This is a genomic window from Gemmatimonadota bacterium (assembly GCA_016712265.1).
GTDB lineage: Bacteria > Gemmatimonadota > Gemmatimonadetes > Gemmatimonadales > Gemmatimonadaceae > RBC101.
The window spans coordinates 378,819-403,363 of record JADJRJ010000031.1 but is presented as its reverse complement, the minus strand read 5'-3'; the positions used below and the strand labels follow the sequence as shown (position 1 = coordinate 403,363).

The window sequence follows — 24,545 nt, the reverse complement described above, 5'->3', positions numbered from 1 at the left end:
CTCAGGGTGGATGGCAGGCCGCCGTAATTCTACGCGCCACCCCTCGCTCTCGTTATTCCCCTCGTACGATGGCGACTACGGCACCACGCGCAGCGTCGCCTGCATCTGCGGCTGGTGATACTTGTCCCGGTATCCGAACGTGCCGACCTGGTTCGCCACCCAGATGTAGGACTGGGTCTTCTGCAGGTCGCCGGAGTCGTTCCACGGCCCCCCGGTCACGGTGTGAACCTTCACACCCACGTTGTACCAACACACCGGCGTCCCGAGCTTTACCACCGTTTCGGCGTTCTCCGCGCCATCAGGTTGCAGCTGGTAGAAGTCGTCCCCGATGTAGATCTCGACCTGGTAGTCGGCGAAGTTGCCGCGAACCACCCGGACGGTGACGTCCGTCGTCTTGCCCCCTACCACGCTGAACTTGAGCGGGTGCTGGTATGGCTCGGGGATGATCGCCTGCCCGAACGAGTGGAACCGTACTTGGTAGTCTCCCTCGGGAAGGTCGTCGAAGCGGAACCGCCCCTGCGCGTCCGGCGTCACGCGCACTCCGACATGGCGCCCACTGGGGAACATCAGGATCGCCTGGCCGAAGTTGGCTTGCGGGGCGCCCTGCAGGTCGAGCACCACACCATTTACGGCGCCGGTCTTCGTTGGCTCCAGGCCACCGCCGTTCTCTCCGCCACAGGCTGAGAGAATCCCCGCTGCTCCACCGGCGCCGAGCGCATACACGAACCCGCGTCGCGTCCACCGGCAGGCGGGGGTGAGTGAGCCCACGACACCGGGCCCCGGCTCAAGTCCGGGGCGCACCCTCTCGTGCCGCTCGTGCTCCTCGTACCGCTCGTGCCTCTCGTGCTTCATCTGTTTGCCCGTGGACTGAAACGGGGGCGCACCCAATCCTCCGGGCCGCCCCCGCCACTACTCACCGCAAGCTTAGCTCAGCTTCGGGCAGGTCGCCCCACCCAACTTCATGCTCGTGTTATTCAGCACTTCCGTCGTCGACAGCGGCAGCATCGTCGCACGCCCGGTCCCCAGGGTCGCACCGACCAGGTTGAAGCGATGCAGGTCGTACATCCGCTGTCCTTCGATGAACATCACCGCCAACCGCTCGTTGAGCAGTGCGTTCTGCGCGTTGGCCGCCGTCAGCGTCGGGAGTGCCGCCAGACCCTGCGCCGCACGATCCATGTTCAACCGTGAGGTCATGTTGGCGTAGTCGCCGCGCCGCATGTAGACCTCGGCCGCGATCAGGTTCATTTCGCGCTTGCTGAACATGACCTGGTCCGCCCCACGATCCGAGTACTTCGTGATGCCGAAGAAGGCAAAGCGATTGTTCACGCCCAGCTCACCCACCTTGCGGTTGAGGGCCATGCGCGGATCAATCTTCGTGTTGTCGAACCAATCCGGGAGGTAGACCGTCTGGTAGGCAGTGCTGCCAGCGTTCACGCCCATGACCGCCCCGTGCCACTTGCGGCGCAAGCCACCCGAACGATTGCGGTTCTGGTGGAACTGGTTTCCCGTGGTGCTCTGCTGTCCACCGGAGCCTTCCGCGTACACCGCCATCTTGGTGTAACCGGCCGGTACGGCATCAGCATCAGCCAACGCGGCGTCGTAGTTGCCGGCGAGCAAGTTGGCCCGCGCACGCGCTGCGCGAATCGCCGACTCCCACTTGGTCTTGTCGGCCGCCGGAATCCCGGAGGTTGCCGTGAGCGCCGAATTCAGCTTGGTGATCGCCTGCGGGAAGAACGCGGTGTTCGGGGAACGCACGCCGCCGTTGGCCAGCGGCCCTTCGCACCATCCCATGCCGAGGAGCAGGTCCGCCACACCGTCGACCCAACGCGCCTGCGCGATCAGCGGACTCGCGGCCGCCCCGGCACCGAGAACGTTGGCAACGCGCGCCTCCGCGCTCTGCGCCGCAAACCGCGCCTGCAGGATGCCGTTCTGCGGCCCCGAGAACGAGCCGGCCGACGGCCAGTCACCCCGCACGCGACCTTCCGAGATGTCTTCCCAGTCGATCCAGGTGCTGGTGGACTCCATGGCATCACCGAGCAGCTCGGTCACGACCACGAAGTCGTCAAAGTTCTGGTGCAGCGTTCCTTCGGCGCCGTTCACCACGTTCGCCAGGATCGCCGTGTTGTTCAGGTCTTCATCACCAAAGGCCTGCGGGTCTTCCACTTCAAAGATGTCGCCGCACGCCATGGCTGCGCCGAGCAGCGTCACGGTCGCTATACGCGCCGTGCGTGCGCCGATCGAACGCCAGGTAGAGGAATGCATGATAGGTATCGTCAAAGGTGAGTGTCCGAACTCGTGAACCGGGGGCGCCACCAGCGGGCGCCCCCGGACCTGCACCTAGAACCTCGTGCGTACCTGCAGCCGGTATTGCCGCGGGGACGGTTGGGCGAGGAACCCGTTGCCGATCGTGAACGAGCTCGCGCCCGCCCAGTTCATGTTCGGATCCACGCAATTGCAGTCATCCCACCACATCAGGTTGAAGCCGGACGCCGTCACGGTCGAACGGCCCGCCTTGAAGAACCGGCTCAGTCGCTCCGGCACCTGGTAGGTGAGCGAGATCTCGCGCAGGCGCACGTTGTCGCGCTTGTCGAAGTAGTCCAGGATGCTGGCATACTGGGCGATGGAGTCCGACGCAAACGACGGAGCGCCGTTCACGAAGGTGCTCAGGTATTCATCGGCCCCACCCTGGCGAATGCGGTACGCGCGATCGCCGTTACCGAAGTACGCCCCACGCTCCATCGAGAGCATCCCGTACAGCTGCAGCCCCTTCCAGCGGAGCGTGTTCGCCCACGAAGCGTTGACGGTCGGGAGCGGCGCGCCGAAGTAGGTGTTCGTGTCCGACCGCGTGGTGACCGGGCGACCGTTGACGACCGAGTAGCCGGTTGGCCGGCGGCCCCAGACGCCCTGGACCGGGTAGCCCTCTCGCACGGTGCAGCACGCCAGGGTCACACCACCAAGGTCGGTCACTTCATTCTTGTTGCCGTCCAGCTTGACGTTCGTGGACCACTCCATCTTGGAGCTGGAGTAGACCAGGTAATTGATGCTGGTTTCCCAGCCGCGGTTTTCGATCGCGCCGATGTTCACGCGCTTGGCGGTCGAGAAACCGAGCGACGGCGGGTTCGGCTTGTTGACGATCGCGTCCACCGTTTCGGCGCGGTAGATCGAGGCCTCGAGCCCGACACGGTCGTTGAACAACCCGGCCTCGAAGCCGAACTCCGTCTCGGTCGTGACTTCCGGCTTCAGGTCCGAGTTGCCGGGGTTGAGCGGCACAATGCCCGAGATGTCCTCGAACACCGGCGCCGCGCCGTAGCTCGTGAAGGAGTCGAACGCGCCCGGGAAACGACCCGCACGGCCGATGGCCGAGCGAACACGGAAGGCGCTGAACATCGAGGGCAGGAGCCCCTCGTGCTTCGAGAGATCGTACGAGAAGTCGGCCTTGGGGTACTTCTGCAGCCCGTAGTTCTTGCCGAACGCGGAGTTGCCGTCAGCGCGGATACCAACGGTGAGGAACGCGCGGTCATTCCACGAGAAGCGGTTCTGCGCCAGGATGCCGAAGTTGATGACTTCATTGAAGTTCTCGGCGCCGTTCGTCACCGCGGCCGACGACACCGTGTTTACGCCCGGGCCCGGGAAGCGATTCCCGGTGGACATGTTGAGGCGCTCCTGCTCCCAGAAGCCCTGGGCACCGGCCGAGAGGTTCGACTCGATATTGAACGGCAGCTTGAAGTTGTAGGTCGCCAGGTAGTCAAGCGTGTACGAGCGGAACTGACGCGTGCCGATGTTGCGCTGTCCGTCGGTCACGCCGGCAGGGCCGTAGGCACCTACATACGGAAAGAAGCGGCTCTTCTGGTCCGAGACCGCGTCCAGCCCGGCCGTCAAGCGATGCGTCAGGTCCGACGTGATCACATGCTGCAGCGTCAAGCCACCGTTCCAGCGATCCGCATCGGAGAGCGTGGACATCCGCTGGATGTCCGAAACCGGCACCCAGGCCTCACCATACGGGCGCGCCTTGGTCGCCGAACGCGGATTCCCGTTCATGGCATTGCCGAGCAGCGCGGTCCAGTTGTTTCCGGCCTGCAGCTCTTCGACCAGGTTGCGCGTGAACGCCGTGTTCAGGTTCACCGTCCACTTGTCGGTCGGGACGAAGTTGACGTTCAGGCGCAGGTTGCCCTTGGTCTGGTCGTTCGGCTTGATCGAACCTTCTTCCTGAGAGAACAGGCCCGAGGCGAAGTAGGTGCTGCGCTGGGTCCCGCCCGTCGCCGTGATCGACCCCGAGTTGAACAACCCGTTCTCGATCAGGTCGTTGGCATCCTTCGCGCGCGTGCCATCCGGACCTGTGAACTTCGGGAATTCCGTCGTTGGCAGGTTCTCGCGCAGGCGGTTGTAGCCGGTGCCGAGTTCAACATTCCACTCGGTGCGGCCCTCGCCGCGGCCCTTCTTGGTGAAGATCTGGATGACGCCGTTGGTCGCTTCCGACCCGTACAGCGTCGCCGCGGCCGCACCCTTAAGCACCTCGACACGCTCGATGTCGTTCGGATTCAGGTCCGAGAGACGATCCGTCGAGTTACCGCCGGTGAAGGAGCAGCAGGCGATGGTCCCGATCGCCCACTCCGTCCCGCGCGAGTCCACGCGCACGCCATCGATATAGATGACGGGCCGCTGGCTGAGCGAGAACGACGCGATGCCACGAATGCGCAGGTCCTGTCCGCTGCCCACGCCACCACCAACGCCGACCGAACGCACACCGGTCACCTTGTTGGCGAGCACCTGCGAGAAGTTGACGCTCGGCATCAGCTCCTGCTGGGCGGCGACGTCCACGGAGCCGATCGACGCACCAACCTTTCGCTTCTCGGTGGCGCCACCGGTCCCGGTGACGACGACCTGCTGGAGCTCAACGGCGCTTTGACCGATCGTGAAGTTGACGACCACCGTGTCATTGGCAGGGATCGTGACGGCCTGCGCCTCGGGGCGATACCCGATGCGCGTCACGCGAACCGACTGGGCGCCGGCGGGGATCCCTCGGATGAGGTACTTGCCGGTCGCGTCGGTGTTCGCGCCGAGGTTTTGCTGCCCGACGATCTGGACGCGCGCGGCGCTGATCGGCTGGCCCGTGCTCCGGTCAGTGACCGTGCCGGAGATGCCGCCGGTCTGTGCTGCGGCCTGCACGCTGACCGCGAGCGTGAAGACGGGCACCAACCACCGCCATCGACCTGGTGAACGACTCGTTTGCATGCTGCCTCCTGGGAGTGCTGGATGGGAGGATCTGGCGCCGGCCCACACCGACGCGTGTCGCCGAGTGTATACAAATTCGGCGCACATAACGACGATACGGCCCCGGAGCCGGGGGGTTTCCTGACCAGTCGAGGCTAGGGTGCGGCACAGGCGCTGTCAAGAAAGAAGTGACCGACGGCCGATCCCCGACCACTGCGTTGGCACGCTCCAACGGGGCAACCGCCGGCGACGATTCACCCCGACAGCTGTTCACCGAGCGAAATCGCCACTCACCGAATCGGGCGACACCCCCGGCGACCCGTGGCGTACCGTCTCGGCATGAAGGCGATCTTCCTCTTCCTGATCACCGCTCTCCCCCTCGGGGCACAGCCACTGCATGGCCTGGTCCGCACCACTGAGGGCGCCGCGATCCCAGGCGCCAACGTGTTCGTCCTCGAGACGCTGGAGGGCGCGCTCACCGATTCGTCCGGACAGTTCTCCTTCACTCCGACGGCGCCCCGGCCGCTGACCCTCCTGGTGAAGCGCCTCGGCTTCGTGGAATCGCGGCGGATCGTGACCGATGCCGACACCGCACTCCTCTCGATCACCCTGGACCGGGCTTCCGCCTCCCTCACCCCGATCACGGTGCGAGCCGGGGCGTACACGGCGGGTGAAGAGCGGGGCGCCACGCTCACCGCGCTCGAGGTCGTCACCACCCCGGGAACCTCCGCGGACATCAACCGCGCCATCCAGCTGTTGCCAGGAGTCCAGGCGGTCGACGACGGCACAGCGCTCTTCGTCCGCGGCGGCGACTACACGGAGACCAAGGTCTTCATGAACGAGGCGCAGCTGCTGAACCCACAGCAGCTGCTGACCCCAACCGGGACCTTCGTCGGGACCGTCGACCCTTTCCAACTCGAGGGGATCTACTTCTCGTCAGGCGGATTCGGAGCCCGCTACGGGAACGCGCTCTCTGGCGTGGTCGGCCTGCGGACGCGGGGGGAGGCGCCGCGACATGCGGGGTCCATCGGCGCGGGGCTGGCAGCCACCTCAGTGGACCTCGCGCTCCGGGTCCACCCCCGGCTTACGCTTCGAGCGGCGGGGAACCGGACGAACCTCGCCCCGTTCTTTCGCGTCAACCAGAACCAGAGGGGCTTCGCCCCACCACCGAGCGGACACGACGGCACTGTCAGCGCGACCCTTGGGTATCGGCCGACCGGAGAAGTGAAGGCGCTCGTCCTCGACCAATCGAACCTCGTTGGGGTGCCCATCGACGATCCGGCGTTCTCCGGCACCTTCAATAGTCGTGTGGGGTCCCGGCTTGCCGTCGTCACCTGGAAGGAGGTCTTTGGGACATTCGGCGTGCTCGCGAGCGCGAGCGAGGGCACCCTGGATCGACGGGAGGACTATGGGGCGTTCGGCTTGCACGCGGACCAGCGGCAGCGGCAGCTCTTCGCCCAGCTGACCCGCGAACTGGTCCCGGGGACGACCCTGCGCCTTGGTGGCGAACTGGAGAGCCAGCGCTCGACCATCCGCGGTTCGTTGGCGGCGGCGAACGCCCCGGGAGATACGGCCCGTCGCTCCCTGTACGCCTTTGTGCGTCCCGCCACACGCTTCGGCAGTTTCGTTGAGCTGGAGTGGCAACCGCGCCCTCGGGTGAAGCTGGTTCCCGGGGTTCGCAGCGACCGTTCGACCCTGACGGGCCGTCGCACCGTGGACCCGCGCCTCTCGCTCGCCTGGGAGCCCGTGGGCGGTGTCACCGCGACGGCCGCCTGGGGGGTCTACCACCAGGTCGCCGATCCGCTCTACTACGACGACGCATTCGGCCGCGGGGACCTCGCCCCGATGCGCGCCACGCAATCGATCGTAGGCGTGCAGGTCGGCAGTGACGGCCCCACGATGCTGCGACTGGAGCTCTACGAGAAGCAGTACCGCGACCTCGCGGTCCTCGACCGCACCTACCGCGTCTTCGCCCCAGCCACGGGCAGGTCGCGCGGCATCGACCTCTTCTTCAAGGGCCGCCTGCCGGGTGGCATGACCAGTCGGACCACCCTCTCCCTGTTGCGCGCGGAGCGCACCGATCCCGCGACTGGCGCACTCGCGCCGGCGGCCTACGACGTCCGGCGTTCCAGCGCCATCATCGTCGAGAAGGCGTTCGCCAACGGGCTCCGGCTGGGCGGCAACTGGCGCTCGGCCACAGGACGCCCGTACACCGAGGTGGTGGCGGCGACCTTCGATGCCGCCCGCGACCTGTTCGTGCCCGCTTACGGGCCGCCTAACGCCGAGCGCTTCGGCGGGATCCGGCGCCTCGACCTGTCGGCCAGCCGGTACCGTCCGCTGGGTGCCCACGCGCAGTCGGTCCTCTACGTCTCCGTGAGCAACGTCCTGAACGCAGCCAACGTGCAGGGATGGCGATACAGCCGCGATTACCGCACGCGCACCCCCCTCCCCTCGATCTTCAACCGTTCCCTATACTTCGGCGCCAGCCTGATCTGGCAGTGAGGTTCCCGATGCGTCATCTCCTCCTGTTGACCAGCGCCACCCTGGCCCTCCCCCTTGGGGCCCAGGCCCCCGGGACCACCCGTTGGGCGGATTCCCTCGGCACCCTCATCGAGGCCGCGATGGCCAGTGGCGAGGCCACCGCCTTTGACCACGCGATCGCGCTGGCGGATCGCGTGCTGACCGTCGCCCCCAGCGATGGCGCCATCCTGCACTACAAGGGGTATGCGTTGTATCGCAAGGCCACGCTGCTCATCAACACGGCCAACCGACCGGACGACGCCAAGCCGGTCCTCGAAGAAGCCGCTGCGCTGCTGACCCGGTCGGCCGCCGTCCTCCCGTGGCCGGAAACCCCCGCCGTGCACGCCAGCGTGCTGGGCCAACAGATCGCGTTAGGCGGCATGATGGCCGGCATGCGCTACGGGGGAAAGGCCGACGACCTCTTCGCCGACGCCGTCCGCCTGGGGCCGGACAACCCGCGTGTCCTGCTGCTCCGGGGGATCAGCGCGCTGTACAAGCCGAAGATGTTTGGCGGCGGCAGCGACAAGGCGCTGGCCGACTTCACGCGCGCGGTGGCGCTGTTCGAGAAGCAGGCACCCGCAGCGGGCGCCCCTCGCTGGGGAGCCGTGGAAGCGTGGGCCTGGCTCGGGCAAGCGCATGCGGCCGAGAAGCAGGTCGACGCGGCGCGCGCGGCCTACACCAGGGCCCTTGCACTCGACCCGAACTACGGATGGGTGAAGTACCAGCTCCTGCCCGCGCTCGAAAAGGTGAAGCGGTGACCGTCGCGCGCGTCCCCCTCCGGCCATACCTCCTCGCCTGGTTCCCGTTCGTCCTGGTGTACGCCCTGGCCGTCCACCTCAGCGGGGCCTCGTGGCTGGACAGTGCACTCTCGGCGGTGAGCACGGTGGGCATCGCCGCAGCCCTCGGGCTGGGGGTCGCGCGCTGGCGGCCGGCGGGATGGGCCCCGGGCGCCCTCGTGCGTCACATGCTGCTGGGCGCGGCGTATGCGGGACTGTGGACAGGATTCATCGCGGCGGAGATCGCGTGGGGTGCGCCGCCGGACCGCTGGGAGGGGTTCCTCGCCAACGCCATCCGTTGGCAGTTTGTCACCGGGTTGATCCTCTATGTGCTGCTGGTGGTGGCGTTCACCAGCCTGGACCGGCTGGCCGCCCTGCGGGCGCAGGAGCAGCGCGCCGCACGCGCCGAGGCCGACCGGGTGCGCGCCGAGCTGCAGTCCCTGCGCGCCCAGCTCAATCCACACTTCCTCTTCAACACCTTGCACTCGATCACGGCCCTCGTGCGCGCCGATCCGTCGCGAGCCGAAGGCGCGCTGGAGCGGCTCGCCTCATGCCTGCGACGCGTGCTGGAGGTGCATCAGGAAGCCAACGACCAGGTCGCCCTTGGAGACGAACTCGCCTTCGTGCGCGACTACCTCGCGCTCGAACGACTCCGACATGGCGACCGCCTGCGGGTCATCGAGGAGGTTGCCCCCGACCTGCTGGACGCCCCCATCCTGCCCTTTCTCCTGCAGCCCCTCGTGGAGAACGCCATCAAGCACGGCATGGGGCCCGTCACCCGCGCGGTGACGATTCGCATCAGTGCCCGGGCGACCGATGACCAGCTCTCGGTCGAGGTGGCGGACGACGGCGCCGGCAGCCAGGGAGCCGTGCGGGACGGTGGGATTGGCCTGCGGGCGGTGCGCCAGCGACTCCAGGCGCATCACGCCGGCGCTGGCACCGTCCAGGTGACCACGGCTCCGGGCGAAGGATTCCGGGTGCAGCTCAACATGCCGCTCGCCCGCACGAGACAACCACTGGTGCTGCATTGACGCTCCGGGCCGTGATTGTCGACGACGAGGCCCTGGCTCGCCAGCGGTTGCGTGACCTGCTGGAGCAGCGCGGCGATGTCGACGTCGTCGGTGAGGCCTCGGACGGCCCGGGCGGCGTCGCGCTGATCGACGACCAGCGCCCCGACGTCGCCTTTCTCGACATCGAGATGCCCGGTGGCACGGGGCTGGAGGTGATGCGCCAGGCGCAGCACCAACCCCTCGTCGTCTTCACCACGGCGTTCGAGCGTTACGCCGTGACCGCGTTCGAGCTGGCGGCAGTGGACTACCTGCTCAAGCCTTTTGGCCCCGAGCGACTCGAGACCGCCATGCGGCGGATCGAGCGGGTGAGCGCGGTTGAATCACCGGCGACCAGCGAGCGCCTGGACCAGGTCCTGCCCCAGGGGACCAACACCCCGCTCGGCCGCTTCTTCGTCCGGGAGCGCGGCAAGCTCCTGCCCCTGGACGCGCGCGACGTGGAGCGCCTCGAGGCCGACGACGACTACGTCCGGGTGGTGGCGAAGGGGCGTCAGTGGCTGGTGTATCTCACGCTGAACGACTTCGAGCAGCGGCTGGATCCGCAGCGGTTCCTCCGCATCCACCGCAGCCACATCGTGAACCTCGACTTCGTCCGCCACCTGGTTCCCGGCGACGGTGGCCGCCTCGAGGTTGAGATGCAGGATGGTTCCCGCATCGCGGCGAGCCGCACCCGGGCGCGAGAGCTGCGAAACCTCACGCTGTGAGCGCCGGGCACGCGCGCCTCAGTCGGGGCGCGCCTGCAGGGTGCCGGTAAAGAGCGTCCGGACCATCGGGTCGAGGGTCACGGTCCGCGGACGCTCCGCGGCCTTGAGTCGAACCCGCGTGAGTTCGCCGCCAACACTCGCCCGTTGCACGCCCGGTGTGTCCCCCGCCCCCTCCAGCGCCACGTCCAGCTCGATGGCGAACGCGGGCCCCGGCTGCACCTGGCGCATCTCCACGACCACCTCGCGTGCGGCGGCGTCCCACCGCCAGCTCCCCTCGATGCGGGGGATCTGGCCGCGATAGAGCCACTGCTCGAAGAACGCGGCGAGATCCTGGCCCGAGGCGCGCTCCATGGTCATCCGGAAGTCTGCGGTCGTTGCCGTGCGGTTCATGTGGCGCGCGTAGTAGTCCCTGATTCCCGACCAGAAGCGGTCATCGCCAATACGCTGCCTCAGCATGTGCAGCACCCAGGCGCCCTTCTGGTAGGTCATTCCCGTCGTGACCTGCGCCATGTCGGACAGGTTCTCATGGACGACCCGGTAGTCCGGCTGCTTCGCGTAGAAATCGACGACGGTCTTTCGGGAGTCCCGCAGCACCTGGGCAAACTCGTCGCGCCCGTACGCGTGCTCGATGAACAGCGAGGTGAAGTACGTCGCAAACCCCTCGCTCAGCCACACGTCGTTCCAGTCCGCCTCGGTGACCGCATTGCCGAACCACTGGTGGGCGATCTCGTGGATGATGACGTTGCGCCATCGCAGCGATCGCGTCCCGTCCACGCTGCGCTGGTCGTACATGATCGCCGTGGCCGCTTCCATCCCGCCCCCGGTCGCGGTGGACTGCACGTTGGCGAGCTTCTCGTAGGCGTACGGTCCGACAAACTCCGAGTAGAAGGCCATCGCGTCCTTCACCGGCACGGCGAAATCATGAAAGCCAGCGTCGCGGTCCTTCGCGAAGACCCAGGTCTCCAGCGGGATCCCGCGGTAGTCACCCAGTGACTGCACGGCGAACCGCGCGACCCCAAGCACGTACAGCCATGGTGAGATGGGAACCGCCTGGAGCCACACCGTGCGCCGCATGGCACCGGGAAGGTCGGTCTCCTCGATTCGCCGCCCGTTGGAGATCACCTGGTAGTGCGCGGGTGCCGTGACCGCCATCTCCATGGTGGCCTTGTCGCCGACATGGTCGATCGTAGGCAACCACTGGCGTGCATTGACGGGCCAGTCGTCGGAGAAGAAGGCACGGTCCCCGTGCCGCGTGGGCTTGATCTGCAGGCCGTCGGCGGGAATCCCGCGGTAGCGTACGGTCAGCTCGAGGAGCTGTCCCACCGTCGATGGCGCCGGGAGTGTCATCGTCAGGCGGTCGTCCGCGTGCCGGAATGCGAGGCTCGTTTCCCCGAGGGTGACTCCGGCCACGGTCATCCCCTTCCCCGACCGTGCAGGCGTCGTGTTGGCCAGGTCCAGGAAGACGGACGTCACCCCGGCGGCCGTCATGCGCAACCGCACGCGTGCCTCGCCTTCGAGCCGGTCCACCGAATCGCTCAGGGTGAGCGCGAAGCGGTAGTGCTCGGCGTCGAGTGGCTGGCGCGGGTACGTGTCCCGAACGGGGACCGTGACGGCGAGGGCAAGCAGCAGCGAGGGGAACACGGGATCTCCGGTGAGCGCGCCGGCCAAATTCCCTCAACTCCCCCCGCGTGACAAGCCTTCGTTCGCGAGCACCCCGCGCCTACGCGGGCGACGCCACGACGTCCGGGTAGCGCTCGCGAAGCGGAAAGTCGCTGTCCGCCATCTCGCTCACGACCCACGCCGCCACCTGCGACCGGATCTCGGCTGGCACGTTCTTGTACCGGTCCGCCGTCCCCGCCACGAACAGCTCGGCGTTCGTCTGCAGGATGTGGGGCGGGTGCATCTCGAAGTTGTCCTGGTGTTCCTGCATGTACGCGAACGAGGTTTTGTGCACGATGTTCGCCACCTCGCTCTCCGTCAGGTCCCGAACCCCAAGGAACGTCGCCACCTGCCGCACGACCGCGCCGAGGTCCTTCTTCATGTCCTCAAAGAAAACGAAGAGCACGTTGGGCGCCTGGCGACGGGCCCACCATCCCTTCACATGGTCGGTCCAGGTCCCCCACCACATCAGATCCTTCGACGTATACCACGTGACAAAGGCCGGCAGATCAGGGGCCATCCCGCCCACGTTCGTGTCGATGAAGTCGATGCACGAGGCAAAGCAGGAGACCGGGTGCCGCGCGACGTAGATGTACTTCGCCACCTCGTTGTACGGGCACAACGCGGCGGGCAGGTGCGTCTTGATGATCCGGGAGGGGTGGTCGGTGCCTAACGGCCTGGCCTCGGCGAGCGGGATGCTCTTGCGGCCTTCGATCCACGGGGACAGCGCGTACATCGCGCGCCCGGTCGCCACGAGATCCCCCTGCCCGCGATGCAGCACCTCGTACACCACGTGCTGCATCCACGTGGTCCCGCACTTCATTTGCGTCACGACGAACACGTCGTCTGCCTTCGGCGTATAGGCGGCGGCCTGCTCAAACGACTCGACGCTGCAGCTGCCACTGGGCCCGGAGACCCCCTGGTGCTGGATCCGCGCCCGGGCAAAGTCCATCTTCGCGAGCTTCGCATTCAGGCGCAGGATCGGCCCCAACCGCTTCGCGTGGCCGCGCAGTTCCTCCTTGAACGCGGCGCGTCCCTCCGGCGTGCGGCCGTAATAGGCCAAGCCGACGGACTGCTCATCTTCCCACTTGAGCACGTACGCCAGGTAGGTGCCGTAGGCGATGTAGCCGACAAAGGCGGCGCCAGCGGCACCGAGGATCCACCAAAGAGCGGACATGTAGGTCAGGACAGGGCAGGATTTCCGTCGCCATCTGCTTGTGCGGCAAGCAGTTGCACGCGTCCGTGGGACGACCGAATCATAACCCGGGATACTACCCGAAGCAGTCAGCGGCCGCCCGTCACCCTACAGCGTGTTCGTCGGCGAGGTGGGCCGCCATGCGTTCCCGACGGCGGCCCTGTCGTTCCCACCACGGTCGGGTTCGTCGACGCCCTTGATCATCACCTCGCGACGCGAGTACCAGCTATTCGCCGCCGCCAACTAGAAAGCGAAGCAATAAAACAGCCCCGCCCCCCCACTCGCGCGGAGGTTGTCCTGGCTGCACCCGCGGGAGGGGTGCGCCGAGCCCCACGACGTCGGGTTGACGCCGCCGCCCTGGCGATCGTGGTGACCTACCCACGCGCTGCCGGTCGCGCTGCTGGTCCAGTTACGGCAGGTCGTGTCCAGGGTGTCCGTGGCCACCGTGCCATCCATGCGCGACCCCGTGAGGATGTCGTGCGTGTTCGGCGTGTCCCCGCGCCCATTCACCGGCATCCCCTTCTCGGTCAGTGACGTCTCCTTGCCGAGCTTGGAACTGGCGCCGTGCAGTTCCTCGAGGTTCGCGGCGACCATGACTCCCTTGGCGTTGTACCAGGGGCCCTTGCCGATGCGGTCCCGGGCATTCACGGCCGGCTTGCCGTCCATGGCGACCGCACTCAGGTAGGCGTGCCAGGTCATCCCCGTCACCCCTGCGGCCTCCGCCAGCTCCTTGCAGTGGCGGTCGGCACCTTCGAGCCCGCCGAGTTCAGCCCCCTTGCCGGGGCCGGCACTGGTAATGAAGAACGACATCTTCTGGGCCGCGGCGGCGGCCGGAAGGACGACGAGGGCGGCAAGAGCAAACGAGAGTCGGCGCATGGGTTCCGGGAAGGGGACGCGTCGAAGTTGTGCCCACGGACCGCGGGCGGGCAAGGGCGCTCGACGGTTGCCCAACGGTACAGGCCGGTACCCGGAAACGTCAGAAGGGTGCTGCTCGCTCCACGTGCACCAGTGCACCAGTGCGCGGGTGGACGAAGGAAAGAAATTCCGCGTGCAGCATCAGTCGCGCTCCAGCCTCGGGGGCACTCCGCGCGTACAGACGGTCCCCGCAAATCGGTGCGTTGAGGCCGAGCGGATGTGAAGTATGCACACGAAGTTGGTGCGTCCGACCAGTCAGGGGAAACAGCGCGACTCGCGTCCGGCCACGTTCGCGGCGCAGGACGCGCCACTCCGTCAATGCCGGCTTGCCGTGCTCCGAGTCGTGGATCTGCCGCGGTCGGTCATCGACATCGACGCGCAGCGGCAGGTCAATGGAGCCCGCATCGCCGCCGACCTCACCGTCGAGCCAGGCGACATAACGCTTCGTGATCTGTCGCAGTGAGAAGAGTCGCTGGAGTGCAGAGAATGTCGTTGAATCCCTGGCCGCCAAGAGGAGCCCCGAGGTGTCGAGGTCGAGGCGATGCACCACCATCTGGGCTGTCGGTCCGGGATAACGCGCGAGGAGGCGAGTTTCCACTGAGTCGCGGAGTTTCGGGCTTCGTCCGGGCACCGACAGCATCCCCGCGGGTTTGTCGACGACGAGAATGTCGGCGTCTTCGTATACGACCTCGGGTGTGTTGGCATCGAACGGGTTCGCGCCGAACTCCGGCATCGGGTCGGCGGGCAAGCCGAGGAGCATGTGGGCCAGGATCGGGGCGCACTTGCCGCGACAGGCCGGATAGAACGACCCCGCGTGGCGATCAGCAGAGCGTGGCGGCGCACCCCACCAGAACTCGGCGAGCGCGACGGGTCGGAGTCCGAGCCGGTACGCCTGGGCGAGGAGCTTGGGGCCGGCACAATCTCCAGCGCCTCCCGGTGGCTCCGCGGGCGCAAACAGGTCGCGAAGGGCCCGCAGCTCGCCACGCGCATTGCTGAAGTGATACGCCTCCTGCACGAGCGGGAGCAACGTCCGAGAACGCGCGGCTCGCGTGTGGGCATCCTCGTTCTGGTGACCTGCCCGGCCATCAAAGGCCTTCGCGTCCCAGGCCGCGGGGTCGAAGGCCGGCGGCGCCCACCCTGCGATCTCCCACCTGCCCTGCAGCATCCCGGAGAAGGCGCGGAGGTAGCCAACCGTCCCGTCGGGCGCTTCAACGACGAGGACGCCGAGCATCTTGCCGCCACCTGGCGCGTCGAAGCGGAGGTGTCGCTCCTCCGACCGGAGCCACCCGACCAGCTCCTCCACCGCGCGACGCGCGATCGGGGGTATCGCGCTTCGGTCGAACGGGCTCGGAAACCGCGCCGGCATCTCGACAGCGAGCGGCCTGGGAGAGAAGACGATCATGTGAATGATGCCGATGCCTGCCGTCCGAGTCCTCGCGCGGTTCCCACCGTGATCACTGTAATCGAACGCGGAATACTCGCGCATGAGAGGCAATCGGATCCCTGACCAGTCTCGCACAGGGTAGCCGGCTCATGGGGTCGGGGTAGATTGGGCAGCACGCGCCCGTGCGTTCCTCGGAGAGGTGACATGTCCCGCCGCAGCATGCTGTCGTTCGTCTTCATTCTTGGCGTCCTGTCCGGCTCGGACGCCCATGCGCAGGCGGCCACCCTGAAGGCCGGCGAGGTACGACTCACCTACCTTGGGAACGCCGGCTGGGAGATCACGGACGGTCGCCGTGTGATCCTGGTCGATCCGTTCCTCACGCAATTCGCCCGGTGGACGGGCAACCCGGCTGATGCCGCCGGTCCCAACCCGGAGTCGCTCTACCCCGCGGACACCGCGCTGATCAACCGCCACGTCTCTCGGGCGGACTATATCCTGATCACGCACGGTCACTCGGATCACGCGCTCGACGCGGGATACATCTCGCGCAAGACCGGGGCGACGATCATCGGCCACGAGACGGCCGCCAACCTGGCCCGCGCCTACGGGGTGACGGACAGCGCCCTCATCACCGTGATCGGCGGCGAGGACTATGCCTTCGGTGACTTCTCGCTGCGTGTCATCCCCAACATCCATAGTGCGCTCGACAAGAAGCACTACTACAACAACACGCGTGGCCTGGTCGGCACGGCACCTCGCGGCCTGCGCGCGCCGCTCCGACGCAAGGATTACGTCGAAGGCGGGAACCTCGCCTACCTCCTGCGCATCGCCGGGCACGAGATCCTGATCATGGGGTCGATGAACTACCTCGAGCGGGAAATGCAGGGTTTGCGCCCGGACATTGCGCTGGTCGGGGCCAACAGCCAGCGCCTTGAGATTCACGACTTTACGGGTCGTCTCATGCGCGCACTGGGCCATCCGGCACTGGTCATCCCCACGCACGCCGACGCCTATGGCGACCCCAAGCCCTCGACCGCCGCGCTCGCCGACCGTCAGAAATTCCAGCAGGAGGTGGCCGCGGCGTCGCCCGCGAGTCGCTACCTCTTTCCCAAGTGGTTCGAACCCATCGTCGTGGGAGCTCGCAAATGAAGCTGAATACCGTCCTGCTCGCATCGAGCACCGCGCTCTGGTTCGCCGCCTGCGCGCAAACCCCGGCGCCCCAGCTCGCGGCGTCACCCGCCGGCGATCGCCAGGTCCTCAATCCACCAGGGCTCGCCCCACTCGTTCCCGCCTACTCCGTCGCGATCCGCTCGGGTGATCAGGTCTTTGTCTCCGGGATGACCGGGATCAAGCCGGGCACGCAGGATATCGTCCCCGGAGGCGTGGGGGCCCAGACTCGGCAAACTCTAGAAAACATTCGCGCCTCGGTGCAAGCCGGCGGCGCGACGATGGCCGACGTCGATGAGTGCACCGTCTTCCTGAAGGACATGGCCGACTACGCCGCCATGAACGCCGTCTATATCGAGTTCTTTCGCGTCGACCCGCCAGCGCGCGCCACGCTGGCGGTGACGGCCCTGCCGCGCCCGGCCGCGTTGGTCGAGATCAAGTGCAGCGCCCGGATTCGGCGACGTTCCGGCACTCCGTAGGTCCTCGCCTACGGAGGAGACGGCGTGCGGGCTCCTGTCAGCCGCGGAACCAGCCCTCCTGCTGCAGTTGTGCCCAGACCTTCTGCACCACCGCGGCACCCCGTCGGACGACGGCCGACTCGTCGTCCACCACCAGGCGGCCGTCGAGCACCTGGGCATACCCGTCGGTCACGACGTGCCGCACGCTGAGGCCGTTCGCATAGAGCAGGTTGCTCAACGGCTCGGGACCCGGGGCGCCGCTGCCGACCAACAGGCTGCTGACGTCGATGCTCACGAGGTCCGCCCGGGCGCCGACGGCGATGCGCCCGAGGTCGTCTCGCCGCAGTCCCTGCGCCGCGCCTAACGTGGCCCCGTGCACGGCGTCCTGTATGGTCGGCAACTTGAGCGTGGAGCGGGTCGCCGCATTGAGCACGCGGGCCCGTGCCCGGCCGCAGATCACCGCCAGCTTGAGGTTCTCGACGTAGTCGTTGGAGTGCGTGTCGATCCCGACGTTGGTGCGGACCCCCGCCGTCAGGGCCTCGGGATACGGTTGCGTCCCACTCGACGCACCCGCGCCACCGCCCGATGGGCAATGCGCGTAGACCGCACCATGTCGCTTCATCACCGGCCAGTCCTCGGGCGTCGCCCCCGACATGTGCGCCCCAAACACGGGCATGCCGAACGCGCCCAGGTCCTCCAGCCACTGCGCCGGCGTCCTTCCCCACAACCGCTGCACGGTGCGCGTCTCGCCGGTGCCCTGCGCGAGATGGATGTGGAGTCCGTTCCCCAACTCGCGCGCCGCCGCCAAGACGGACCGCATGGTCTCGGGGGTGTGCGTGTCGGTCGCGTGCGGCGTCATCATCGGGCGGATCAGCCCTTCCTCCGCCCCGTTCACCGACAGCGCGAACCGCCGGTTCTCCTCGATCTCGACGAGGGTTCCCGCCGCCGAGTCGTGCAGCACCTGGTCGTTGGTGCGACGCCAGATGGGGAACAACCGTGCCGTCCCAGGCACCATCCCGCCTGGAAAACCCCGCACATGCCACCGGCGGGCCACCCGCACATAACTTTGCGCCTGCCGCAACGAGAGGCTCATCTCCAGGTGTGACGTGCACCCGGAGCGCAGCAGCTCGGCCACATTGTAGGCCGTGAGGGCATCGAGGTCATCATCGCCTAACGTCTCGACGATCTCCAGCGGGCGCTGGTACGAACGCCCGGCCTCGATGATCCCGCGCGTCGGGCTCCCGGACGCGGCATGGGTATGGCCGGAAATGAAGCCGGGAAGCAACAGCTGTCCGCGCGCGTCGATCCGGCGCACCGACCCGGGCACCCGCCCCTCGCGCACCTCAACGATCGCGTTCCCCCGCACGCGCACCGACGCATCCGGAACGAGGACCTGATCGTCGCCGCGCTGCACCAGCGCCCACGACGCCTCGATCACGAAGTCGCGTGCGGGCTGGCGCGGCACCTCCCGCGGAGGCACCTGCCAACCCAGCGTGGGCAGGGCCACGGCGCTGGCACCAAGGAAAACGCGCCGTGTCACGCGCTCTTCGGAGCCACCCAGGCAGGGACAGTCGTGGACAGGGTCAAACATGCGACCCAAGCTAGCCCCGGCTCGGCCCCGCTGCGACCGCGGTCCAGCGGCACGCCGGCGCACAATCACGCGCGTCGTGCCTGCCGTGCCTCGGTGCAAACACCCGAAGTGGCGTCCGGCTGAGCGCGACTACTGGTTGTTCGGGTCGACCGGGCGCACGAACACGAAGTCCAGCTCCAGCGCAATCGGGTCGTCAACGCGCGCGATCAGTGGGACCTTCGGCACGGCCATCCCAAACTCGGCGAAGCGCACGGTGGCGCGCGCCGTCCCTCGCACGGCCGCTGCCGAGACGGCCACCTTGGCCGTCCAGTTGGTGGACCGCGTGACGCCGTGTAGCGTAAGGTCCCCAACGACGACCACGTCAAATGCGCCCGACAGCGGCAGGGGAGCCGGCAACCCACGCAGTTCGCGCACGGCGAGTTCCGCGGATGGCCACTTGGCCGTCTCGAGGGTGTTCTTCTGAACATAGCTGTCGCGGCGGGTACGATCGGTCTTGAGGCCGCTCAACTGGATCGTGAGTCTCGACTCGCTCGGTAGCGGTCGGCCGGCGACATCCAGGACCACCTGTCCCGAGACCGCCCGGGTGACACCGACCACCTCGTTGTCGATGGTGTTTGCCGCAAACCGTTCGATCACGCGATACCGCGCCTCGACGGTCGCCGTATCAAGCACGAACCGACTCGCGCCGGGCTGGGAGCCCTGTGCAAGGAGCGCCGTCGGCGCGCACATACCCAGGAGCCAACGGGAAAACCGAGGAAGCATGATCGGCGGAGCGAGGGATCGAGGTGTTGGCCGCGTTTCCCTTACGCTCGGTCGCGTTTGACCGTTGGTCCCGGGGTTCCCCTCTCGCAGATTCGGTCGTAGCGTCCGGCCATGAGTTCATCACCACTCGCCGGAACCATCGGCCTCGGCATCGGCGCCATCATGGCCGCGCTCGGCGTTTACATCGCCTTGCGAGCCCTGATGTTTGGTGGAGCGCCGCTCACCGGGACCCTGGGACTGGACCTCGCGTTTGCGGTGTTCTTCATCGCACGCGGGGGACTGCAATACCGGCGGTGGCGTCTGGCAAAGGAACGCTCGGACCGCCCGTAAACGCCTCGACCGCGAGCGTAAACGTCCGCTCCTCGCCGGGGGGCAGTGGCCCGACCCCGACGACCTGGCGCGAGACTTCCTCCCCCCGCGCGTTGCGAACCGTCACGACGACGGAGTACTCCCACGCATGCGGTCCGCCGCCGTGCCGTACTGTTCCCTCGACGCGCAGCGGAACCAGGTCCGGCTCGCGCACAGTGCCCAGCTTGCCCCCCGCGCCAAACCGCACGTGGTGACGACACGCGGGACAAACAACCGCGCTTTCGAGGATCGTCGTGCGACAGTGTGGGCAGCTCCGGGTCGCCCCCGGGGCTGCCGCACGCACACCGGTCATAACGAGGATGAACCGTTGCGCTCTTCGACCCCATCCTCGTGGCGCCACCCGAACTCCACATGGCCGCGCATCCGCGAACCCGCGGCCACAACCAACGACCCGGCGCGCAGGTCACCGACCATTACCCCGGTCGAGAGCAACTCCACGGAGGCGGCCTGCAGCACATTCCCCTGAAGCTCGCCCGCGATGATCACGGTGTTCGCCGTGACGCCCCCATGTACGGTGGCCCCCACCTCGATGGTGAGGTTGCCATCCACCTGCACGTCGCCGGTGAAACGTCCGGCGATGCGCACATGACCGGCGCCCTGGATCTTCCCCTCGATCGCGAGCTGCGCGCCGATCAACGACTCCTTGGCCTCGACCGTGCGACGCGATGTATCCCACGTGGGCTGCGGCGTTGGGGCGAGATCCTCTCGCGCGGCCAGCGGTTCCGAGACAGCAAGCGCCGAATCGCGGCGCGCGGGTGCGGCGTCCTTCCACAGTGCCATGGGTGACCTCCCTGGGTGAGCTCCCAGATGTCACCACAAGCGCACTGGCGCGGTGGCCCACGTCACCTTTCACGCAGCTGACGCCGGCGAGCTCTACTGTCTGGGTGCTGCGACGTGGGGTAGGTTGCTGCGACCTTCGAAAGGGATCGGGTCCAGGTGTCTGGTTCGCAAGGGAATGTGGGACGACGCCCCCTGGTGGCGCTGAGCTCTGCTGCGGTGTTTGCCGTGTACAGCGCGGGATATTTGCGCACGCAGTCTGCGGCAGAAGCGCTGGACCTCGAGACGGCGGCATCGCGCGCCGCTGGCCGCCGCGAGATGCCGGCCACGCCGGTCGACAGTGCTCCGCTCCAGGCGCTTCGCGACACGGTGGCCGCCCTGCAGGACTCGGCACCGCCCGCCCGCGTGGTGGCTGCCGCCGTCGATTCCACCAAACGACCCGAAGCCGCTCCGCTGGCCCCGGTCGTGGCCGCCGTCGAACCCTCGCCACCGCCCGCGACGCCAACCACCTCGCTGCCGGCCGACTCGTCCACGAAGGCCAGCGTCCCGGCGATTCCGGAGTACGCCCCGCCGCCACCGGCGCCGACCGGCACGACCGCGGCGCCGCCCGATAGCGCGATGGCCTCACCGGCGCCCAAGGTGGTGAAGCCGCTGCGGGACGGGGTCTTCCACGGCTATGGCTCCTCACGACACGGCGACATCGAGGTGCGCATTGAGGTGGTGGGGCAAAAGGTCGTGTACGCCGAGATCTCGCGGTGCCTCACGCGATGGCCCTGCACCATCGTGGAACGACTTCCCGCGCAGGTGATCGACCGGCAGACCGCCGACGTCGACATCATCACCGGAGCGACGGCGAGCAGTGACGCGTTCTACATGGCCGTGCTCGACGCCTTTTCGACCTCGCGCGGCACGTGAGCCGCGGCACCCCCGTGGCGACGCGCGCCGCCGCCACGCGCACCATCGTCGCGATGGGGACGACCGTGACGGCCAGCGTCGTCGGCGAAGGCGACGCGACCGCCGCGATCGAGGAGGCGCTGGGGTGGTTCGCCGAGGTGGAGCGCTGCTGTACTCGTTTTGACTCGACTAGTGAAATACAGCGCCTCTGCGCCCAGCCCGGTGAGTGGGTGTCGGTCAGCCCGCTGCTATTCCAGGCGGTGCGATTCGCGATCGGCGTGGCCGGGCGCACCGGCGGTGCCTTTGACCCGTGCGTGGGCACCGCCTTGCATCAGGCCGGCTACGATCGGCACCACGCCACGGGCGCCCGAGCTCCGCGAGCAGGCGACGCGGCGGGTGGAAGCTGGCTCGATGTCGACTGTGACGCGGCCACCGGACGCATCCGCCTGCGGCAGCCGCTGCAGCTCGACCTCGGGGCCGTGGCCAAGGGGATGGCGATCGACCTCGCGGCGCAGGCCCTCGCCCCGTGCAAGCACTTCTTTGTTGATGCCGGGGGTGACGTCTTCGCTGCCGGGCTCAACCCTCGCGGGGTACCATGGCGCGTCGGCGTCCAGCACCCCCTGGAGCCCACGGCCGTCATCGGGGTGATCCCGCTCGACGGCCGCGCGGTGTGCACCACGGCGACGTACGAGCGCGGAGCCCACCTCCTCGATGCCCGGACCCGCCAGCCCACCCTCGACCTGGCCAGCGTGAGCGTCCTCGCCCCGACCGCGATGGCCGCGGACGCCGCCAGCACGGCCGCGTTTGTCCTGGGCCCGGCGGACGGACCGGCCTTCCTGGCCGAGGAAGGACTGGCGGCGCTGGTGGTCCACCGCGACGGCACGGCCGTTCCCGTGGGCGACTGGCCGCGTTAGGCACGTGTTGACCCTCCCCCGAATCCTCCGTACCCCCAAGGGGCTGTTGCTGGTGCTCTTCGTGCCGCTCCTCGCGGTCGCGATGGCGGTGACCGGGGTGGCGCTGGTCGCTCCCCTCGTCGGCGGCGCCGTCCTGGGCGCGGCCGCCATGGATGTTCCGGTGCTCCGCTGGCGGCGCGGCCGCTGGACCTTCCCCGACGGCGCCATCCTCACCGGGCTGATCATCGCGATGGTGCTGGCCCCCCACACCCCATGGCACGTCGGCGCCCTCAGCGGCGCGATCGGCGTCGCCAGCAAGTACGTCGTCCGCGCCCGCCACGCCAACACCTTCAACCCGGCCGCCCTCGCCCTGGTCGTCGCGTACTACGCCTTCGGAAGTGGCCAGGGCTGGTGGGGCGCCCTGCCGGATGCCCATCCCGCCTGGCTCCTCCTGCTCGTCGGCATTGGGGTGTTCATCTGCGACCGGCTCAACAAGGTCCCGGTGGTGCTCGCCTTCCTTGGCACCTACTACCTCCTCGCGACCGGCTCGGCCTACCTCGGCGATGCATCCCGCGTGGCCGAGCTGTTCCGGTCGCCGGACCTGCACGCCGCCCTATACTTCGCCCTGTTCATGGTGAGCGACCCCCCGACCTCGCCACCCAAGCCTCGACAGCAGCTCTGGTTCGGGGCCCTGACGGGCGTCGCCGCGTGGGGCATCTTCACGTGGGTCGGTGCGGTCTGGTGGCTGCCCGGCGGGTTGCTCCTCGCCAACGTGTGGGAATCCGTCCGACGCGTGCGCGAACACGCCGCGCGTCACACGAAGGGTTAGGCGCCCCCACCACGCGAGGCGCCCTACTCGTGGGCGATCGCCACGATGGGAGGAAGCCGCGCCGCCCGGCGCGCCGGGTAGGTACCGAATGCCAGCCCCACCCCCGCCGAGGTCCCGACGGCAACCAGCAGGGTGCTCAACGTCAGCGACGGGTAGATCGGCGCCTTGGTGACCACGCGAAACCCGAACGTGACCAGGGTGGACAGGCCGATCCCCATGACCGCGCCGAGGAAGGTACCGGCCGCCGCGATCGCCACCGACTCCGCGAGGAACTGCGTGCGGATGTCGCGACTGCTCGCCCCGATCGCCTTGCGGATGCCGATCTCCCGGGTCCGTTCGACGATGGACGCGAGCAGGACGTTCATGATCCCGATCCCGCCCACCAACAACGAAATGCCGACCAGGGTGCCGAGGAAGAGCTTGCCCAGCAGGATCCCGCGCTCCACCTCAACCAACTGCTCCATCGCGACCGACAGGTTCACCCGATCCTGCCATCGCGCATACCGCTGGGCCAGCCAATCGGCGGCCGCATCGCGGAGCGCCGGGACGGCCTCCACGGTCGCCGCCTTGAGCTGCAACGTCGGGGTCAGGCGCTCGGCGGGGGCGGGTGAAAGGACGCGCTCGCCCACGCCGAATGGGACGAACGCACTGAAGTCGGGGTTGCGGGGATTCTCGAACTCGCTGCGTTCCTGCACGCCAATCACACGAAACACGCCGCGCCCCAGCCGGACCTCCTCCTCCAGCAATCGTTCCGGTATGCGCCCGGGAAAGAGATCCTGCGCCAGAGCATGGCTGATGACGGCGACCTCGGTCCCGTGCGTCACCTCCATCGGCGAAAAGAACCGGCCCGCGGCGAGCTTCACCTCGCTGAACTCGGGCAACGACGAGCCACCCATCGTCACGTTGATCCTCCGCTCCCGCCCGCGGGCACTCGCCGTCGTCGCGCCTCCGGCAACCAGCGTCACCTCCGCGGCGCCATCGATCTCCCGCTCGGCCGCCTGCATGTCCCGATCCGTGAAGACCGGATAGTCGGAGATGCGCACCCATTGCCCGTCACGAAAGTCGATCGTCCGCGAACTCACGGAAATCGTCTGGATCGAGGTCCGGCGCTCGATCTGCGCACGGATGAACGCCATCATCCCATCGCTCACCGACATCACCGCGACCAATGACGCGGACCCGATGATGATCCCCAGGACGGAGAGCATCGTCCGCAGGGGATGGATGAACAGCGCATCGAATCCAACCCGAAGATTGGCGCTGAGGGCAACGCGATTGAGCGCCACGGGGTCGGCGAAGGTTGAGAGGGCGGCACCGCGGCACCGGCCGGGGCTCTGGGTTGATCATACGCCGGCGCGCGGCAAATCGTGTCAT

Annotated in this window: 21 protein-coding genes; 10 read left to right on the top strand and 11 right to left on the bottom strand. The window is 67.9% G+C overall.

What is annotated here, in order from left to right:
• Positions 1–75 precede the first annotated feature (75 nt).
• From IPK85_22745 to IPK85_22735, 3 genes are all read right to left on the bottom strand, one after another.
• Positions 76–852 (bottom strand): twin-arginine translocation signal domain-containing protein, encoded by a 777-nt coding sequence (locus IPK85_22745; GenBank protein MBK8250183.1) that lies wholly within the window; start codon positions 850–852, stop codon positions 76–78.
• A gap of 72 nt (positions 853–924) precedes the next feature.
• On the bottom strand, positions 925–2,262 hold the full coding sequence (locus IPK85_22740; GenBank protein MBK8250182.1) for a RagB/SusD family nutrient uptake outer membrane protein: 1,338 nt from the start codon (positions 2,260–2,262) through the stop codon (positions 925–927).
• Positions 2,263–2,337: 75 nt separating this feature from the next.
• Entirely contained in the window at positions 2,338–5,232 is a 2,895-nt protein-coding gene (locus IPK85_22735; protein ID MBK8250181.1) for a TonB-dependent receptor, read from the bottom strand.
• Between the two features lie 300 nt (positions 5,233–5,532).
• Between IPK85_22735 and IPK85_22730 the strand changes: the two genes are divergently transcribed.
• From IPK85_22730 to IPK85_22715, 4 genes are read left to right on the top strand one after another with little or no spacing between them, the layout of a single operon-like run.
• Positions 5,533–7,713, top strand: coding sequence for a TonB-dependent receptor (locus tag IPK85_22730; GenBank protein MBK8250180.1), 2,181 nt, complete (start codon positions 5,533–5,535; stop codon positions 7,711–7,713).
• Positions 7,714–7,721: 8 nt separating this feature from the next.
• On the top strand, positions 7,722–8,489 hold the full coding sequence (locus IPK85_22725; protein MBK8250179.1) for a tetratricopeptide repeat protein: 768 nt from the start codon (positions 7,722–7,724) through the stop codon (positions 8,487–8,489).
• Positions 8,486–9,538, top strand: coding sequence for a histidine kinase (locus IPK85_22720; protein MBK8250178.1), 1,053 nt, complete (start codon positions 8,486–8,488; stop codon positions 9,536–9,538). The genes IPK85_22725 and IPK85_22720 overlap by 4 nt, the downstream gene beginning before the upstream one ends.
• Entirely contained in the window at positions 9,535–10,278 is a 744-nt protein-coding gene (locus IPK85_22715) for a response regulator transcription factor (protein MBK8250177.1), read from the top strand. Before IPK85_22720 ends, IPK85_22715 begins: the two co-directional genes overlap by 4 nt.
• Positions 10,279–10,296: 18 nt before the next feature.
• Here IPK85_22715 and IPK85_22710 read toward each other — a convergent pair whose 3' ends face one another.
• From IPK85_22710 to IPK85_22695, 4 genes are all read right to left on the bottom strand, one after another.
• On the bottom strand, positions 10,297–11,919 hold the full coding sequence (locus IPK85_22710; protein MBK8250176.1) for a M1 family metallopeptidase: 1,623 nt from the start codon (positions 11,917–11,919) through the stop codon (positions 10,297–10,299).
• Positions 11,920–11,998: 79 nt separating this feature from the next.
• A complete protein-coding gene (locus tag IPK85_22705; protein ID MBK8250175.1) occupies positions 11,999–13,114 on the bottom strand; it encodes a sulfotransferase domain-containing protein in 1,116 nt (371 codons plus the stop codon).
• 261 nt (positions 13,115–13,375) lie between these two features.
• Entirely contained in the window at positions 13,376–14,008 is a 633-nt protein-coding gene (locus IPK85_22700; protein ID MBK8250174.1) for a hypothetical protein, read from the bottom strand.
• A gap of 100 nt (positions 14,009–14,108) precedes the next feature.
• A complete protein-coding gene (locus IPK85_22695; GenBank protein ID MBK8250173.1) occupies positions 14,109–15,449 on the bottom strand; it encodes an RluA family pseudouridine synthase in 1,341 nt (446 codons plus the stop codon).
• 186 nt (positions 15,450–15,635) lie between these two features.
• Between IPK85_22695 and IPK85_22690 the strand changes: the two genes are divergently transcribed.
• The gene (locus tag IPK85_22690) at positions 15,636–16,580 is read left to right on the top strand and encodes an MBL fold metallo-hydrolase (protein ID MBK8250172.1); all 945 of its coding nucleotides are present in this window, start codon (positions 15,636–15,638) and stop codon (positions 16,578–16,580) included.
• Positions 16,577–17,077 (top strand): RidA family protein, encoded by a 501-nt coding sequence (locus tag IPK85_22685; protein ID MBK8250171.1) that lies wholly within the window; start codon positions 16,577–16,579, stop codon positions 17,075–17,077. Before IPK85_22690 ends, IPK85_22685 begins: the two co-directional genes overlap by 4 nt.
• A 37-nt stretch (positions 17,078–17,114) precedes the next feature.
• Here the strand turns inward: IPK85_22685 and IPK85_22680 are convergent, their stop codons facing one another.
• Together IPK85_22680 and IPK85_22675 are read right to left on the bottom strand one after the other, a co-directional pair.
• Entirely contained in the window at positions 17,115–18,647 is a 1,533-nt protein-coding gene (locus IPK85_22680; GenBank protein ID MBK8250170.1) for an amidohydrolase family protein, read from the bottom strand.
• Between the two features lie 129 nt (positions 18,648–18,776).
• Complete coding sequence (locus tag IPK85_22675) at positions 18,777–19,319, bottom strand: YceI family protein (GenBank protein ID MBK8250169.1); 543 nt, start codon at positions 19,317–19,319, stop codon at positions 18,777–18,779.
• 201 nt (positions 19,320–19,520) lie between these two features.
• On the opposite strand from IPK85_22675, the gene IPK85_22670 reads away from it, so the two are divergent.
• Positions 19,521–19,739, top strand: a complete 219-nt coding sequence (locus IPK85_22670; GenBank protein MBK8250168.1) for a hypothetical protein — start codon at positions 19,521–19,523, stop codon at positions 19,737–19,739.
• Positions 19,740–20,066: 327 nt separating this feature from the next.
• Here the strand turns inward: IPK85_22670 and IPK85_22665 are convergent, their stop codons facing one another.
• Positions 20,067–20,558 carry a polymer-forming cytoskeletal protein gene (locus IPK85_22665; protein MBK8250167.1) on the bottom strand — a complete coding sequence of 164 codons (492 nt, stop codon included), beginning with the start codon at positions 20,556–20,558 and terminating at the stop codon, positions 20,067–20,069.
• 177 nt (positions 20,559–20,735) lie between these two features.
• Between IPK85_22665 and IPK85_22660 the strand changes: the two genes are divergently transcribed.
• Genes IPK85_22660 through IPK85_22650 form a run of 3 tightly spaced genes read left to right on the top strand, consistent with a single transcriptional unit; the run spans position 20,736 to position 23,171 of the window.
• A complete protein-coding gene (locus IPK85_22660) occupies positions 20,736–21,470 on the top strand; it encodes an FMN-binding protein (protein MBK8250166.1) in 735 nt (244 codons plus the stop codon).
• The gene (locus IPK85_22655; protein ID MBK8250165.1) at positions 21,467–22,363 is read left to right on the top strand and encodes an FAD:protein FMN transferase; all 897 of its coding nucleotides are present in this window, start codon (positions 21,467–21,469) and stop codon (positions 22,361–22,363) included. The genes IPK85_22660 and IPK85_22655 overlap by 4 nt, the downstream gene beginning before the upstream one ends.
• 4 nt (positions 22,364–22,367) lie before the next feature.
• Complete coding sequence (locus tag IPK85_22650) at positions 22,368–23,171, top strand: RnfABCDGE type electron transport complex subunit D (protein ID MBK8250164.1); 804 nt, start codon at positions 22,368–22,370, stop codon at positions 23,169–23,171.
• 23 nt (positions 23,172–23,194) lie between these two features.
• Here IPK85_22650 and IPK85_22645 read toward each other — a convergent pair whose 3' ends face one another.
• A complete protein-coding gene (locus IPK85_22645; protein ID MBK8250163.1) occupies positions 23,195–24,457 on the bottom strand; it encodes an ABC transporter permease in 1,263 nt (420 codons plus the stop codon).
• Positions 24,458–24,545: the final 88 nt, after the last annotated feature.